Source organism: Sorangium sp. So ce1036, assembly GCF_051369805.1.
Lineage (GTDB): Bacteria > Myxococcota_A > Polyangia > Polyangiales > Polyangiaceae > Sorangium > Sorangium cellulosum_F.
Genome location: NZ_JBBMOX010000001.1, coordinates 7,869,975 through 7,884,978, shown reverse-complemented (window position 1 = coordinate 7,884,978; position 15,004 = coordinate 7,869,975). Strand labels below are relative to the sequence as shown.

At 72.6% G+C, this 15,004-nt stretch carries 12 protein-coding genes and 1 pseudogene; 4 read left to right on the top strand and 9 right to left on the bottom strand.

The genetic code is table 11. The features are described 5' to 3' along the window. Nucleotides 1-10: 10 nt before the first annotated feature. The 9 genes and pseudogenes from WMF31_RS29650 to WMF31_RS29610 all read right to left on the bottom strand — a co-directional run. Nucleotides 11-334: pseudogene (locus WMF31_RS29650) on the bottom strand (IS66 family transposase); the annotation flags it as partial. A gap of 148 nt (nt 335-482) precedes the next feature. After that, entirely contained in the window at nt 483-2,066 is a 1,584-nt protein-coding gene (locus WMF31_RS29645) for a dihydrolipoamide acetyltransferase family protein (RefSeq protein WP_436605169.1), read from the bottom strand. A 4-nt stretch (nt 2,067-2,070) separates the two neighbouring features. Next, nucleotides 2,071-3,045: an alpha-ketoacid dehydrogenase subunit beta gene (locus WMF31_RS29640; protein WP_129346330.1), complete on the bottom strand. Its 975-nt coding sequence runs from the start codon at nt 3,043-3,045 to the stop codon at nt 2,071-2,073. Nucleotides 3,046-3,221: 176 nt separating this feature from the next. After that, on the bottom strand, nt 3,222-4,412 hold the full coding sequence (locus WMF31_RS29635; RefSeq protein WP_436605168.1) for a thiamine pyrophosphate-dependent dehydrogenase E1 component subunit alpha: 1,191 nt from the start codon (nt 4,410-4,412) through the stop codon (nt 3,222-3,224). 203 nt (nt 4,413-4,615) lie between these two features. After that, nucleotides 4,616-5,185 carry a tellurite resistance TerB family protein gene (locus WMF31_RS29630; RefSeq protein WP_436605167.1) on the bottom strand — a complete coding sequence of 190 codons (570 nt, stop codon included), beginning with the start codon at nt 5,183-5,185 and terminating at the stop codon, nt 4,616-4,618. A gap of 144 nt (nt 5,186-5,329) precedes the next feature. Beyond that, entirely contained in the window at nt 5,330-6,457 is a 1,128-nt protein-coding gene (lipA, locus tag WMF31_RS29625; protein WP_436605166.1) for a lipoyl synthase, read from the bottom strand. Between the two features lie 27 nt (nt 6,458-6,484). Next, on the bottom strand, nt 6,485-7,684 hold the full coding sequence (gene mtnA, locus WMF31_RS29620) for an S-methyl-5-thioribose-1-phosphate isomerase (RefSeq protein ID WP_436605165.1): 1,200 nt from the start codon (nt 7,682-7,684) through the stop codon (nt 6,485-6,487). After that, nucleotides 7,685-8,014 carry a hypothetical protein gene (locus tag WMF31_RS29615; protein WP_436605164.1) on the bottom strand — a complete coding sequence of 110 codons (330 nt, stop codon included), beginning with the start codon at nt 8,012-8,014 and terminating at the stop codon, nt 7,685-7,687. A 10-nt stretch (nt 8,015-8,024) separates the two neighbouring features. Continuing rightward, on the bottom strand, nt 8,025-8,864 hold the full coding sequence (locus WMF31_RS29610; RefSeq protein WP_436605163.1) for an SDR family oxidoreductase: 840 nt from the start codon (nt 8,862-8,864) through the stop codon (nt 8,025-8,027). 673 nt (nt 8,865-9,537) lie between these two features. Between WMF31_RS29610 and WMF31_RS29605 the strand changes: the two genes are divergently transcribed. The 4 genes from WMF31_RS29605 (at nt 9,538) to WMF31_RS29590 (ending at nt 15,004) form a co-directional block, all read left to right on the top strand. Further along, complete coding sequence (locus WMF31_RS29605; RefSeq protein ID WP_436605162.1) at nt 9,538-10,545, top strand: CAP domain-containing protein; 1,008 nt, start codon at nt 9,538-9,540, stop codon at nt 10,543-10,545. 135 nt (nt 10,546-10,680) lie between these two features. Further along, complete coding sequence (locus tag WMF31_RS29600; protein WP_436605161.1) at nt 10,681-11,367, top strand: FMN-dependent NADH-azoreductase; 687 nt, start codon at nt 10,681-10,683, stop codon at nt 11,365-11,367. 25 nt (nt 11,368-11,392) lie between these two features. Further along, on the top strand, nt 11,393-12,280 hold the full coding sequence (sigJ, locus tag WMF31_RS29595) for an RNA polymerase sigma factor SigJ (protein ID WP_436605160.1): 888 nt from the start codon (nt 11,393-11,395) through the stop codon (nt 12,278-12,280). Nucleotides 12,281-12,964: 684 nt separating this feature from the next. Continuing rightward, nucleotides 12,965-15,004, top strand: a complete 2,040-nt coding sequence (locus WMF31_RS29590) for a HAMP domain-containing protein (RefSeq protein ID WP_436605159.1) — start codon at nt 12,965-12,967, stop codon at nt 15,002-15,004.

The window sequence follows — 15,004 nt, the reverse complement described above, 5'->3', positions numbered from 1 at the left end:
GATCCAGGTACTTCAGCCGCCCCTCGACGACGCGGCGCAGATCCCTCTCGGAGGCATTGTTGTGGATGGGGATCTCCCCGTTGGAAGGGAACTCGCAGAGCGCGGCCCTCTGGTTGTGCAGATAGACCAGCCCTTCGCGCAACGGCGAATGCTCCGGGACGACCTGCCGCTGCGCCTCGACCCGGGCGAAGAGCTCGTCAATCAGCGGTGCGGACGCGCGCTGCCGGATCTCGAGGCGCTCGTCGGGGCTGCACAGGGCGCATTCCTCCTCGACCCGGAAGAGCGCCTGGAGGGTCTGGAGCGCGAACGCCGCCTCCTTGCCCGCCCCGGCCACACTCGTACTGCCAGCGTGTCATGTTGCCGCGGCCGATGCGGGCCTCAGCGCGCAGCACCGGACCGGCTGCGCACGCGCGGGCGCCCGTCCCGGAGAGGCTCAGGCGCTCACGACGGTCGCTCGTCCCGAGGCACGATGAGCCTCTCCCTCAGCTCATCTCCAGGAACAGCCGATCCGGGTCCTCCAGGTACCCGATGATCTCGTACGCGAACGCCGCCCCCACGTGGCCGTCGATGATCCGGTGATCGAACGACAGCGACAGCAGCATCACGTCGCCGATCACGATCTGCCCGTCGCGGACCACCGGCTTCTGCTTCATCTGGTGGATCCCCAGGATCGCGACCTCGGGGAAATTCAGGATCGGCGTCGCGAACAACCCCCCTTGCTGGCCGAGCGACGTGATCGTGAACGTCGAGCCGCCGAGATCCTCCGGCTTCACCCGACCGGACTTCGTGTCCTCGCCGAGCCGCGCGATCTCCCGCGCGATGTCGAGCACGCTCCGCCGATCCGCGTCGCGCACGACCGGCACGATGAGGCCGGCCTCCGTCGCGGAGGCGATGCCGATATGATAGCTCCTCTTGACGACGATCTCCTGCGTGGCCTCGTCGAAGGTGCTGTTCAGCATCGGGTGCTTCTTGAGCGCCGCGACCGCGGCCTTCACGAAGAAGGGGAGGAACGTCAGCTTGACCCCCGCCTGCTCGGCCAGGGGGCGCAGGCGCGCGCGGCGCTCCTTCAGCGCGGAGACGTCGCACTCCTCGACGAAGGTGAAGTGCGCCGCCGTGTGCTTCGACCGCGACATCCCCTCGAAGATCCGCTTGCGCACGCCGCGGAGCGGGATGCGCTCGTCGCCCGGCGCCCCGGGCAACCCGCGCTCGCGCTCCCCCTCGCGCCCGGCCGCCGCGCGCCCGGGGCCCTCGGGAAGCAGCTCGGGGGCCGCGCCCGCGGCGCGATCCGCCGCGCCCGTCACGCGCTCCGCCCCGCCCTCCACGCGGTCTGCCCCGCCCGCCACGCCGGCCGCCGGCGCGCGCCCCGGCGCCGCCTCGGCCCTCACGGAGGCCGGCTCGGGCGCCTCCAGCGCGCGCACGTCGTCCTTCGTCACGCGGCCGCCCGGGCCGGTCGGCGGCACGCGCCGCAGGTCGACCCCGAGGTCGCGCGCCAGCTTGCGCGTCGCCGGCGTCGCGAGCGGCTTCTCGTTGAAGTACGCCGCCGCGCCGCCGCGCAGGCCGCCGTTCATCCACGCGGCCGGCGCCGGCGCCGCCAGGTTCATCCCCGGCAGGTCCTCCCGGAGGTCGCCGACCGCCGTCGCCGCCGGCTCCGCCGCGCCGGCCGCCTTCGCCGCGGCGCTCCGCATCCCTGTCCCCGTCGCCGGGGCCCCCGTCGCCGCCGCCCCCGCGGCCGTCGCCGGCGCCCCCGCGGCCGTCGCCGCCGCCCCCGCGGCCGCCGCCCCCGCGGCCGTCGCCGGCGCCCCCGCGGCCGCCCCCGCAGGCCGGTCGTCGAGATCGAACACCACGAGCACCGAGTGGACCGGGACCACCCCGCCCACCTCGCCCCTCGTCTCGACGACGCGGCCCGCGCGCGGCGACGTGATCGTCACCGTCGCCTTGTCGGTCATCACCTCGACCATCGGCTGGTCCTCGGCGACCAGGTCGCCCGGCGATACCAGCCAGCTCACGATCTCCCCCTCCGTGACGCCCTCGCCGATGTCCGGAAGCCTGAACTCGTACTTGCCCATCTCGTCAGTACCTCGCCGTCTCGAGGATCGCCGGAAGGATACGATGCGAGAGCGGGAGGTACTCGTTCTCGAGCGTGTAGGGGAACGGGGTGTCGAAGCCGGTGACCCGCACCGGCGGCGCCTCCAGGTGCAGGAACGCCTTCTCGTTCACCAGCGTGACGAGCTCGGCCCCGAGGCCGCACGTCCTCGGCGCCTCGTGCACCACGATGAACCGGCCGGTCCGCTTCACCGACTCGATGACCGTCTCGATGTCGAGCGGCCACAGCGTCCGCAGATCGATGACCTCGCACTCGATGCCCTGCGCGGCCGCCTGGTTCGCCGCGTCGAGCGCCTCGTAGAGCATCGCCCCCCAGACGACGAGCGTCACGTGCCAGCCCGGACGGACGACCTTCGCCTTGCCGAGCGGGACCGTGAACTCGCCCTCCGGGACGTCGCCCTTCGCCGCGCGGTAGATGCGCTTCGGCTCGAAGAAGAGCACCGGATCCGGGTCCCGGATCGACGAGAGGAGCAGCCCCTTCGCGTCCGCCGGGTTCGACGGGCACACCACCTTGAGGCCCGCCACGTGGATGAACTGCGACTCGGGCGACTGCGAGTGGTAGTGGCCGCCGCGGATGCCGCCGCCCACCGGCGTGCGGATGACGAGCTTCGACGGGTACTCGCCGCCGGAGCGGTAACGGTACTTCGCCAGCTCCGACACGATCTGGTCGTACGCGGGATAGATGAAATCCGCGAACTGGATCTCCGGGATCGGCACGAGCCCGTAGAGCGCCATGCCGATCGCCGTCCCGACGATCCCGGCCTCCGAGAGCGGCGTGTCGATCACGCGGTCGTCCCCGAACTCGTCGAACAGGCCCTGGGTCACGCGGAACACGCCGCCGACCTTGCCGACATCCTCGCCGAGCACGACGACCCGCGCGTCCCGCCGCATCTCGTGGCGTAGCGCGTCGTTGATCGCCTGGACCATGTTCATCTGAGGCATGCTCTTCGTCTCCGTCTCTCGGCCAGGGGTGGAAGCGCACACAGCACGGGCGCCCCCGCTCCCCTGGGCACCCCCATCGCTCGCGGGCGGCGGCGCCACCCCGGCCGCTCCGACGCCGCCCGGCGCGCCGCCCCGAAGGCGGCGACGCCCCCCACACGCCGCGCCCGCGCGCGGCGCTAGTGGCCGCCGTGGCCCCTCGGCCGCGGCCCCGCCTTGAGCTGCTCCCGCTGCTCGACGAGGTGCCACGGCGGCTCCGCGTAGACATCCTCGAACATCGAGTCGAGCGGCGGCGGCGGCGTCTTCTCCGCGACCGCGACGCACGCCTTCACCTCCGCGTCGACCGCGGCCTCGATCTCGCGATCCTGCGCCTCGGTCCAGCCCGCGGCGCGCTCCAGGTGCCGCCGCAGCCGCTCTATCGGATCGAGCCGCCGCCACGGCTCGAGCCACGCGTCCGGGCGGTACGCCTTGGGATCGTCGCTCGTCGAGTGGCCCGACAGGCGGTACGTCATCGCCTCGATGAGCGTCGCCCCCTCGCCCCGCGCGGCGCGCTCCACCGCGTCGCGCGTCACCTTCACCACGGCGAACAGGTCGTTGCCGTCCACCCGCACCCCGGGCACGCCGTACGCGACGCCCTTGCACGCGAACGTGGGGCTCGCGGTCTGCCGCTCGGTCGGCACGCTGATCGCCCAGCCGTTGTTGCGGCAGAAGAAGACGACCGGCGCCTTGTACACGCCCGCGAAGTTCAGGCCGCTGTGGAAATCCGACGAGCTCGTCGCGCCGTCGCCGAAGTAGACCAGCGTGGCGAGGTCGTCGCGCTTGAGCTTCGCGGCCCACGCGAACCCCACGGCCTGCGTGATCTGCGTGCCGATGGGCGAGCTCACCGACCCGAAGCGCCCCGCGCGGTAGGTGTAGTGGTCCGGCATCTGCCGCCCCTTCACCGTGTCGTTCGCGTTTCCGAACATGTTGTCGATGTACCGCTGGAGCGGCAGCCCTCGCCAGAGCGCGGCCCCGAACTCGCGGTAGCACGGGAAGAGCCAGTCCTGCGGCCGCATCGCCGAGGCGCTGCCGAGGACCGCCGCCTCCTCGCCGAGCGAGCCGATGTGGAACCCGATGCGCCCCTGCCGCTGCAGCGCCACGAGGCGCTCGTCGAGCTGGCGGACGCGCAGCATCGCCTTGTAGAGGGTGATCACCTCCGACGGGGGGAGCTTCGGATCGTGCGCGGGATCGAGCGAGCCGTCGTCGCGCAGGACCTTGATGACGTCGTCGGCGCACGTGTCGAGCGGGTGCCGGGCGACGGCGGCCTGCGGCTCCAGGCTGGCCCCTGAGGCGGTCGGCGGGCGGTCGGTGGAGTACGTCGCGGTGCTCATCGGCTCGCGGGACACTAATCAAAGGCGCTGCCCGAGACCAGTGCCGAGACGCGGAGGTCGCTCATTCGCTCCCCGCATGACGTCGACCCGTCGCAGCGCGCGGCGCCGCTCGCCCGGCGCGCCGCGGCGAGTCATCGCGCCCCGTCGAGGGGGGCCGCGCGCCTCGTCGCGCGTGGCCGCGCGCCGCGGGGCAGACGTCCAGGCTATCCCTTCGCCAGCTCGGCCGCCTGCGCGATCGCGTCGTCGACCGCGGCCGCGTCGAGCTTGAACCCGCGCGCGAGCTGCTCCAGCACGCCGCGCTCCCGCTCGCCCACGCCGTCGATGGCGTGCGCCATGAACGCCGCCACGCGGAGCACCTCGCGCTGGTGCTCGGTCCGCGCGATCGTGCGGGCGACCATGCCGACGCGCTTCTCCATCCCGTCGTCGGCGAGCATCTCGCGCAGGTCGGCGAGGAGCGCCTCGAGCTGCTTCTCGTGGACGAGCTCATGGCAGGCGCTCACGACGGCGGCCTGGAAGCGCCTGCGCTCCGCATCGCCGAGGCCGCCGCCGGCGTTCGCGACGAGGAACGCGGCCTCGATGATCGACTCGAACAGCGCCACGGCGGCGGGGTCGAAGCCGGTGGGCATCGTGATGTCCTCGATCGGCGGACGCGCGCTGTACGCCCTCGCCGCCTGGGTGAGGATCGAGGCCACATGGGTGCGGGACGCGTCCGCGCCGGAGCGCGGGGCGCCGGGAGCGACGCCGCCGGGACGCCTGTCGATGGGAGCGGGCATCGTGCTGTCTGACCCTCCTAAACCGTGGCCACGCTCGGCCAGCCGCCGGGAAGCGTCAAGGCGCTTGCATCCACGCGCACGGCGCCCCGCCCGGATCGTCCCCCCCGGCCGCTCCGCAACGCAGCGATTTCGTTCATCATCGCGCTAGCGGCGGACGAGGGAGGAGGCCGGTACGAGGCGGGCGGCGCCCGCCGGCGCCGCGGACGGCGAGGCCTCGGCCGGGTCGAGCTCGGCGGCGATGCGGGCGGCCTCGCGCCGGGCCACGGCGAGGCGCTCCTCGAGGAGCGCCTCGATGCGCGCCGCGGCCGCGTCGCCCGCCGGGGCGGAGGCGGGCTGCTGGGCCGCGCCGTCGCTCCGGTCGATCAGGCTGCGGACGAAGACCTCGGCCGCCTTGTAGCTCGAGCGCACGAGCGGCGCGCTCGCGGCGTAGAGGAAGCCCATCTCGAGCGCCGCCCGCTCGAACGCGGCGAACGCCTCGGGCTCGACGAAGCGCTGCACGGGCGCGTGCTTCGGCGTCGGGCGGAGGTACTGGCCGAGGGTCACGATGTCCACCCCGGCCGCGCGCAGGTCGCGCAGCGCCTCCAGCACCTCGTCGTCGGTCTCGCCGATGCCGACCATGATCGAGCTCTTGGTGAGCCGCCGCGGCGCCGGCGCGCCGCGCTCCGCCGCGTCCGCGGCGAGGCGCCGCTGCCGCTCCTTCGCGCGCCCCAGCACGGCGAGCGACTGATCGTAGCTCGACCGGACGTCGCGGATGGCGCGGGTGAGGCGGCGGACGACCTCGACGTTGTGGGCGAACACGTCGGGCCCGGCGTCGACCACGGCGTCGACGGCGCTCATGTGCCCCTGGAAATCGCCGACCAGGGTCTCGATGAGCAGGTCGGGGCGGAGCGCGTGCAGGCGGTGGACCGTGCGGGCGACGTGATCGGCGCCGCCGTCGAGCAGGTCGTCGCGGTTGACCATGGTCATCACGACGTACTGGAGCTCGAGCCGGGCGATGGCGCGGGCCACGTGCTCCGGCTCGCGGACGTCGACCGCGCCGCGCGGGTCGCCGGTCGTGACCGCGCAGAAGCGGCAGCCGCGCGTGCACACGTCGCCGAGGAGCATCACGGTCGCGGTCCCCTCGCGCCAGCACTCGCCGACGTTCGGGCAGCGCGCCTCCTCGCAGACCGTGTGGAGATCGAGCTTGCGGAACGTCTCCTTGAGGTGGTGGTAGGTGTCGCCGCCGGGGACGCGGACCTTGAGCCACTCGGGCTTGGGCGAGTGCTGCGCCATCGCGCCTGTCCTTAGCTCATGCGGCGCCTAGGCGGAAGGCGGGACGGAGCGGCAGATCTCGCGCGGCGACAGCTTGCCGCGCTCCGTGAAGACGGCGGTGACGAGCTCGGCGGGGGTCACGTCGAAGGCCGGGTGGCGGGCGGGCACCCCGGCGGGGAGGATGCGGCGGCCGCCCACGACCGCGACCTCGTCGCTGCTCCGCTCCTCGATCGGGATCGAGGCGCCGCTCTCGGTCGCGAGATCGATCGTGCTCCACGGGGCGGCCACGTAGAACGGGACGCCGTGGTGGCGCGCCAGGCAGGCGAGGCCGTAGGTGCCGATCTTGTTCGCGACGTCGCCGTTCCGCGCGATGCGGTCGGCGCCGACGACGACGGCGCCGATCTCGCCCTTCTGCATGAACCACGCGGCCATCGAGTCGGAGATCACCTCGACGGGCACGCCGTCGCGCTGGAGCTCCCACGCCGTCAGGCGGGCGCCCTGCAGGTACGGGCGGGTCTCGCACGCGAGCACGTGGAGCGACTTGCCCTCGTCGATGGCGGCGCGGATGACGCCGAGCGCCGTGCCGTAGCCGCCGGTCGCGAGCGCGCCGGCGTTGCAGTGGGTGAGGATCGTGCCCGACTCGGGCAGGCGGGCCGCGCCGGTGCGGCCCATCTGGCGGCAGGCGGCGACGTCCTCGCGGTGGATGGCGCGCGCGAGCTCGGCGAGGTCGCGCGCGCGCTCCTCGCCGCGCCGGGCGGCGTGCTCCAGGGCCGTGGCGACCGCGCGCCGCACCGCCCACCCGAGGTTCACGGCGGTGGGCCGGGCGCTGGCGAGGTGCTCCGCCGCGGCCCGGAGGGCGGCGACGTACTCGGCGGCGCCCTCGTTCCGGGCGGCGCGCGCGGCGAGCGCCATCCCGTACGCGGCGGCGATGCCGATCGCGGGGGCGCCGCGGATCACCATCGCGCGGATCGCCTCGGCGACGCCGGCGACGTCGGTCACGGTGACGTAGCGCTCGCGCTCGGGCAGATCGCGCTGATCGAGGAGGAACACGCGGTCGTCGCCCTGCGCGAGCTCGACGGCGGAGTACTCGGCGCCGGACAGCGCGGCGGCCGGCGCCCAGGGGGGCAGGGGGCGCGCGCCGTCGCCGCGCGCCTGGGCGCCGTCGCCGCGCTCTCCGGCGCCGTCGCCGCGCGCCTGGGCGCCGTCGCCCGCCTGGGATCTCGGTTCTGCATCGGAGCTCGTGCTCATTCAGCGCCTCCCGTTCGAGCGCGAGGGTGCTCCCTCGGCCCCTGCGTCCGCCGTCGACCCCTCGCCGCTCGCGGCGAGGCGGCCGCGGATCTCCTCGGCGACGGTCGCGAAATCCTCGGCCGCGTCGGCCTTCCGGTCCGCGAGGTAGGCGCGGAGCGCGTGCGCGGCGAGCAGCGCCAGGCTGGCGTTGATCCCGCGCGACGTGAGCGCGGCGATGACGTCGCCGTTCTTGAGCAGCGCCTCCAGGTCGTCGAAGACCGCGGCGATCTCGGGCCCGGGATCGATGCCGCCGACCGCGCCGGGGCGCGCCTTCTCGTCGTCGCCGCTCACGTCCTCAGCCTCACTTCCTGGTCGTCGTCGCCGTGGGGATCGCGGAGAAGGGGAAGTGCGGCGGCTCGACGCCCGGCACGCACTGGTACCTGGAGAAGTCGGTGACGCCCTCCTCGCGGAGCAGCGCCTCGTCGATCCACGCCTTGCCGCGCCGGGCCGACGGCTCGCGCGAGAGCAGCGCGAGCGTCGCGTCGGCGAGGATGTCCGCCTTGCGCCAGAGCTCCGGGCCGCCGAGGCCGAAATTGAGGGTCGCGTAGCTCTCGATGGCCGTGGCGGGCCAGAGGGCGTGGGCCGTGACGTTGTGGTCCGCGTACTCCTCGGCGATGGCGTGGGCGATCATGGTCATGCCGAACTTCGAGACCGCGTAGGCGCCGTGGTGGGCGCAGGCCGAGGCGTCGACGGGGGGCGACATCATGAGGATGTGGCCGTACTTCTGCGCGATCATGTGGGGGAGGACGGCCTGCGACAGGGCGAACGACGCGCGCACGTTGATGCCCATGATGAGGTCGAACTTCTTCATGGGCGTGTCGAGGACGTCGGCCCACCAGAGCGCGCCGGCGTTGTTGATGAGCGCGTCGACGCGCCCGAAGCGCTCGACGGCGGCGGCGACGGCGCCCCTGCACGCCTCGTCGTCGCGCACGTCGAGCTTGACGGGCAGCGCGCGCCGCCCGAGCGCCTCGACCTCGCGGGCGACGTCGTGGATGGTGCCCGGGAGGCGCGGGTTCTCGGCGACCTCCGTCTTGGCGGCGACGACGATATCGGCCCCTTCGCGCGCGCAGGCGAGGGCGATGGCCCGGCCGATCCCGCGGGACGCTCCGGTGATGAAGACAACGCGGTCCTTGAGGCGCATGGATGGCGGTCATAGCACAGGCGCCGGCGCGGGGGCGATCCTCGCGGCCCACGGTCCGGTCGCCGTCGCGGGGTCGCGCCGTCGTCTGGCTGCTTCGGGTCGCGTCGGGTCGCGTCGGGTCGCGTCGGGTCGCGTGATTGCGCGGCCATGGCGCCTGGGGAGGCTCTGCCGTGGACGTGAGCGAGCGGGCGGCCGCGCCGGGCGGCCTGCGCCGGCTAGGCCGTACGGGACGACCGCGATCGCGCCGGCGCGGATGGATCGCGGGCCGCGGTCTCCTCCGGACGCACGGATACCCACCCTTCGGCTCAACGGAGATGAGGTGTCCCCCTGGCGCCTTGTTGAATACCGATCTTCGCTGGAGAAATGCTGTATCGTCGAGTCCTGTGCATATCGGTTCCACGGCTTCTGAAAAGATCCATGGATGAGGCGGCAAATCATGCGCGCTCGCGTCATTCGCCGCTGGACATGCTGGCGGTCAGGTGACACCGTGCTGTGAGCGAATCGAAGGGAGGCGTTGCGCGGCGCTGCCTTGCGCTGGGCGTCACTCCGCCCCCTGAACAACGCTGTTTTCGGGGGCCTGTCGAGGCGCCGTGAGCCCCGGTGTGTCCGCCGGCGCGAGCCGCGGCGTCGCGCGGGCCGCGCTTGAACAGGCTTGTACATAAGGAGCATGTCTATGAGTGCCGTGCATAGGACGCTCGTCCTCGCCCTCCTCGCCGGTGGTTCTTTCATCGGCTGCCTTGGATCGACCGACGTCGAGCCCCTCGACGAGGAGCTCTCCGACGAGCAGGGCGGAGCGCTGGAGTCCTCGATCTGCGACACCGCCTGGGAGGGCTCGTCGATCACGCTCGCGTGTCCTGCCGGACACGTCATCTCGGCCATCGAGTTCGCGAGCTACGGCCGGCCGAGCGGGGTCTGCGGTAGCTTCAGGGCCGGCTCGTGCAACGCGTCCTCGTCGAAGTCGGTGGTGGAGCGCGCCTGTCTCGGACAGGCGAGCTGCACCGTGAGGGCGAGCGACGCGACGTTCGGGAGCGACCCGTGCAGGCGGAGCTGGAAGCAGCTTTACGCGCAGGCGCGGTGCACCCCTCTGAGCCCGGACGGCGGCGAGGGCGGCGGCGGGGAAGGCGGCAGCGGCGGCCAGAGCGGCGGCGGCGAGGTCTGCGGCAATGGCGTGTGCGGCGGGGGCGAGGACTGCTCGAGCTGCGCGAGCGACTGCGGCGCGTGCCCGGCGTGCGACGGCGCCGCGCCCGACACGACGTCGCTCGACGCCGAGGAGCAGGCGTTCCTCGGCATCATCAACCAGTACCGCGCGCAGAACGGGCTCGGGGCGCTCTCGGCCTGCACCTCGATGAACCGCGCGGCCCAGGGGCACAGCGAGGACATGCGGGATCAGAACTACTTCTCGCACTCGAGCCTCGACGGCCGGTCGCCCTGGGATCGCGCGTGCAACGCGTGTTATGAGCTCGGCTGTGGGCCGAAGACCGCCATGGCCGAGAACATCGCGGCCGGCAACTCGGGGGCGCAGGCGACGTTCGACCAGTGGAAGAACTCGCCCGGTCACAACACGAACATGCTCGGGTCCAGCTTCAAGGTCATCGGCATCGGGCGGGCGACCGGGGGAGGGACGTACCGGTCCTACTGGACCACGGTGTTCGGCGGCAGCGCGGAGGAGAGCTGCAACTAGAGCACCGACGAGGAGGCAGCCCTCGGCGCGGCCCGGTCGACCTTGTGGGCGAAGCGCCCACGTGACCCCCTCGCCGAGGGCCGCGCGCGACCTCGAGCGAACGCGTCTTCTCCGGTCACATTTCAGCGGGCCGCCTTGTCCTTGGAGCGGACCCTACCCGGAGAGGACATGAAGACACTGCTCAGGATCGACGCAAGCGTCCGTACACAGGGATCGACCTCGCGGGCGCTGGCGGACTACTTCCAGTCACGCTGGACAGGAGCGAATCCCGGCGGTCGCGTCGTCGTCCGCGACCTCGCCCGGCACCCGGTGCCGCACCTCGATGCCGCCACCCTCGCCGCGTTCTTCGCCCCCCCGCCGCCCGGCGGGGGGGCGCCGCCCGAGGGCCTCACGTTGTCCGACGCTTTGATCGCCGAGCTGAGCTCGGCCGATCACCTGCTGATCAGCAGCCCGCTGTACAATCTCTCGCTCCCATCCACCCTCAAGGCCTACCTCGATCACGTGGTCCGCACCGACCGCACGTTCATCATGAAGGAAGGGCGCTGCATGGGCCTCCTCACCAGCACGTCGGCCACCGTCGTGACGACGCGCGGCGGCACCGCCTCTCCCGTCGTGGAGGACGATTTTCAGATCGGGTATCTCCGGGCCATCCTGGCGTTCATCGGCATCGTGAAGGTCGATTCGATCGCGGTGGACGGGATGCGCGGAGACGAGGCCTCTCGGTCGCCTCGCATCGCGCGTGCGCGCGCCCAGATCGACCGTCTCTTCCTTGCCCTTGCCTCACCGGACGAGCCGGCGCGAGCCGACGCTTTGCCCGGCTGATGCCCAGCGCCCGCGAGCGAAGGTCATGGACCAGCGAACGCATCTCTTCGAGAGCCACCGCCCCCTCCTCGAGGGCCTCGCCTACCGGATGCTCGGCACGCGCGCCGACGCCCTCGATATCGTGCAGGAGACGTTTATCAAATGGAACCAGGCCGACATCGGGCAGGTCCGCGATGCTCGCGCGTGGCTCGTCACCGTGTGCAGCCGCATCGCGCTGAACGCCTTGCAGTCGGCTCGCTCCCGGCGGGAGACGTACGTCGGCACATGGCTGCCGGAGCCGCTCCTGGACGAGGGCGCGCGGAGCCCCGACGAGGAGCCGCAGGTCGACGAGACCGTCTCCGTCGCGTTGATGCTCGCCCTCGAGCGGCTGACGCCGACCGAACGCGCGGCCTTCCTGCTGCACGACGTGTTCGGTCACAGCTTCGACGAGATCTCTGCCGTGCTCGGCAAGCAGAGCGCCGCGTGCCGGAAGCTCGCCTCCCGCGCCCGCACGCGCGTCCGCAACGCGCGGCCGAAGTTCCCGGCGTCGTCCGCCGAACACCAGCGCCTCTTGACCGCGTTCCTGAGCGCCGCCCGCGCCGGCGAGCTCGACGAGCTCCGCAGCCTGCTCGCGGAGAGCGTGGAGCTCCATGCGGACGGGGGCGGCAAGGCCCGGACCGTGACCGAGGTGCTCCGCGGCGTGGACGCCGTGAGCGCCTTCTTCGTCCGGATCTGGAGCACCAAGGCAGCTTCCGGTGCTCCCTACCGCTTCGTGCTGCGGTGGTTCAACGGCTCCCCTGGTCTCCTCGTCTACGGTGAAGCTCGCCTCGTGGTCGCCCTCACCGTGAGCGTCGACGCCGGCGTGATCCGAGGCATCTACGCCCACCGCAACCCGGAAAAGCTCGCGGCGCTCGACTCCTGTCCGACGAGTTGACGCCCCCCTCCCGCCGAGTGTCGTACCGCACTTGTCGCTGTGCGTCAGGGCGCCAGCCGGCCGAGCTGATGTGTGCCAGCCAGCTCTTCACACCCGCTCCACCTGCGGCCGAGCTGCGAGAGCGCTGGTGTGAAGCGAGGCAAGTGGCGCCTCACGTCATCGACGAATTTCCGTTGCAAAGATGAAATGATCCCCGTAGCGTTGTTGTTCGCGGGGTGCGCGAGCGTACCTGTCTCTGCCTCATCAGGTGATTGACGTCGAGCGGTTCGGGGGCTCGCGCGGTTCGGCGCACGGGAGGGTGAACGAGGCCTCCACGTGGTCTTCCCGGGGACCTGGCGGACGACACGAAGCGCACGTCGGCTCGACATCGGACATCGAGGGGGCTTCGACGGCGTGCCTGGTCATGCCCGACTTCATGGGGGTCAGGATGACATACGGGCTTTTCCTTGAACGATTCTCGTACCGGATGCGCCTGGTCGTGCCGAGCCTCTGATGCTGGACGCTGCCCCTGATCCCCCTGATGCGAGGCCTCGCCGGCGGCGCGCCGGCGTTCGCCTCGGCATCGGCGTCAAGCTCGCCGCGATGACGGTGGCTGTCCTCACGGCGGTCACGGTGCTTGTCGCCAGCAGGGTAATCCGGAATACAAGAGACGGCCTCGTGTCGGCAAAGGCGAGCGCCGCATCGATGATGGCGGATCTGCTCGCGGGGGTGTTGACGGCGCCGCTCGACTTCGGCGATCGGGAGTCCGCGCAGAGCGACCTCGAAGAGCTCAAGTCGAACCGCTCGCTCCTCGGCGCCGCCGCGTGGGACGCCGGCGCCGCCCCCGTCGCCATGGTCGGAGCGCTGCCGGAGGGCCTGTCGAGCTTCACCTCGCGGGGCGCCGAGGACCAGGTCCTCGAGGGCCAGATCCGCGTCGCTCGCCCGATCGTGCGCGACGACGGGCGGCGCCTCGGGACGCTCGTCCTCGTCTTCTCCCTGGACCAGGAGAACGCCGCGTTCGCCACGGCGCGTAACAACATCCTCGCCGCCGCGGGGCTCCTGGGGGCGCTGACGGTGTTCCTGCTCGTCGGGTTCGCTCGATGGCAGATCGTGCGCCCGCTCTCGCAGCTCGTCGATGCGGCGCGGCGTGTCGGCCAGGGGGACCGGGCCGTCCGGGTGGACGTCCGGACCGGCGACGAGCTCGGCCGGCTCGCCGACGGGTTCAACGCGATGAGCGCCGCCATCCTCGAGCGCGAGGAGCAGCTCCAGATGGCGACGAGGAGCCTCCGCGAGCTCTTCGACAACCTGCGTGAGGCGATCGTGGCGTTCGGCCCCGACGGCCGCCTGGGCAGCGAGGTGTCGAGGCAGGCGAGGCAGATCTTCGGTGGGCGCGCCGCGGCGGGCTGCCACGTCGCGGACCTCCTTTACAGCGGCGCGCCGCTCTGCGTCGAGAGCCAGGCGCTCCAGCGATGGGTCGATGTGGCGTTCGACGCGGAGATCGACGCCTTCGCGGAGGTCGCCGAGCTCGCGCCGCGGGAGGTGTGGTTCGAGCGGACGCCGGGCGAGCGCAGGTTCCTGCGGCTCGAGTTCTGCCCCGTGGTCTCCGGCGGGAAGATCGCGCGGATCATGCTGCTCGCGACCGACGAGACCGCGCTCCGGCGCCTCGAGGAGAGCGTGAGGACCAAGGACGAGGAGCACGCGCGCCAGATCGCGGCGATGCGCCGCCTCGTCGCCGGCGGCGGCCAGGTCTTCGTCCGCTTCATCGAGATCTCGCGCGACCGCGTGCTCCGGTGCGGCGAGATCCTGCAGGGCGGCGACCGGCTGAGCCCCGCGGACGTCGACGAGCTCCTGCAGACGCTGCACACCATGAAAGGGGAGGCCCGCTCGTTCGACCTCGATCGCCTGGCGGACGAGATCTTGACGCTCGAGGACGAGCTCTGCGCCGTCCAGGCGCGCGCGCGCTCGGAGAACGGGATCTCGATCGACGGGTGCTCGGCGTCCTGGCGCTCGCGGCTCCGGCGCGTCGAGGACGAGCTCACGCGCGCGCAGGAGACGTTCGTCGACGCGTCGCCCATCGGGCGGGCGATCCTCGACCAGATCACGGTCCGCCGGGCGGACGTCGCGCGCCTCGGCGAGCTCCTGGGCGGGCAGGGCGGGGAGGCGTCCGAGATCGTCCGCCGCCTCGCGGCGCGGCCGTTCGGCGAGGTGGTCGCGCCGCTCGTCGAGCGCGTCCCTCGCTGGGCGGAGAACGAGGGCAAGCGCGCGCGCCTCGAGATCGACGGCCGCGAGGTGCCCGTCCCGCCGGATCTCGCCCGGCTGCTCCCCGGCGTGATCGTCCACCTCCTGCGCAACGCGATCGCGCACGGCATCGAGCTCCCCGACGCGCGGAGCCGGGCGGGCAAGGGCGAGACCGGCGTGATCCGCGCCGTGTGCATCGACGACGCGCCGCTGCCCACGATCGTCGTCGAGGACGACGGCAAGGGCGTCGACTTCGACAGCCTCGCGGCGCGCGCGGGCGTGGATCCGTCGGATCTGCGCCGCGCGCGCGAGCTCCTGTTCGCGCCCGGCGTGAGCACGCAGGGCGACGTGAGCGATCTGGCCGGCCGCGGCGTCGGGCTCGCCGCCGTCCGGGCAGACCTCGCCTCGATCGGCTGGAGCATCGAGGTGGACGCGTCGCGCCGGAGCGGGGCGGCGTTCGTGATCCGATCGTGCAAGCAGGCGGAGCCCCTCAGGAAGGGAGAATGA

What these genes read in the sequence shown, in the direction of transcription:
- WMF31_RS29610 (WP_436605163.1), bottom strand. Translation starts at nt 8,864, where the DNA reads ATGCGCCTCAAGGACCGCGTTGTCTTCATCACCGGAGCGTCCCGCGGG.
- WMF31_RS29605 (WP_436605162.1), top strand. Translation starts at nt 9,538, where the DNA reads ATGAGTGCCGTGCATAGGACGCTCGTCCTCGCCCTCCTCGCCGGTGGT.
- WMF31_RS29630 (WP_436605167.1), bottom strand. Translation starts at nt 5,185, where the DNA reads ATGCCCGCTCCCATCGACAGGCGTCCCGGCGGCGTCGCTCCCGGCGCC.
- mtnA (WP_436605165.1), bottom strand. Translation starts at nt 7,684, where the DNA reads ATGAGCACGAGCTCCGATGCAGAACCGAGATCCCAGGCGGGCGACGGC.
- WMF31_RS29640 (WP_129346330.1), bottom strand. Translation starts at nt 3,045, where the DNA reads ATGCCTCAGATGAACATGGTCCAGGCGATCAACGACGCGCTACGCCAC.
- WMF31_RS29590 (WP_436605159.1), top strand. Translation starts at nt 12,965, where the DNA reads ATGATGGCGGATCTGCTCGCGGGGGTGTTGACGGCGCCGCTCGACTTC.
- WMF31_RS29645 (WP_436605169.1), bottom strand. Translation starts at nt 2,066, where the DNA reads ATGGGCAAGTACGAGTTCAGGCTTCCGGACATCGGCGAGGGCGTCACG.
- sigJ (WP_436605160.1), top strand. Translation starts at nt 11,393, where the DNA reads ATGGACCAGCGAACGCATCTCTTCGAGAGCCACCGCCCCCTCCTCGAG.
- lipA (WP_436605166.1), bottom strand. Translation starts at nt 6,457, where the DNA reads ATGGCGCAGCACTCGCCCAAGCCCGAGTGGCTCAAGGTCCGCGTCCCC.
- WMF31_RS29635 (WP_436605168.1), bottom strand. Translation starts at nt 4,412, where the DNA reads ATGAGCACCGCGACGTACTCCACCGACCGCCCGCCGACCGCCTCAGGG.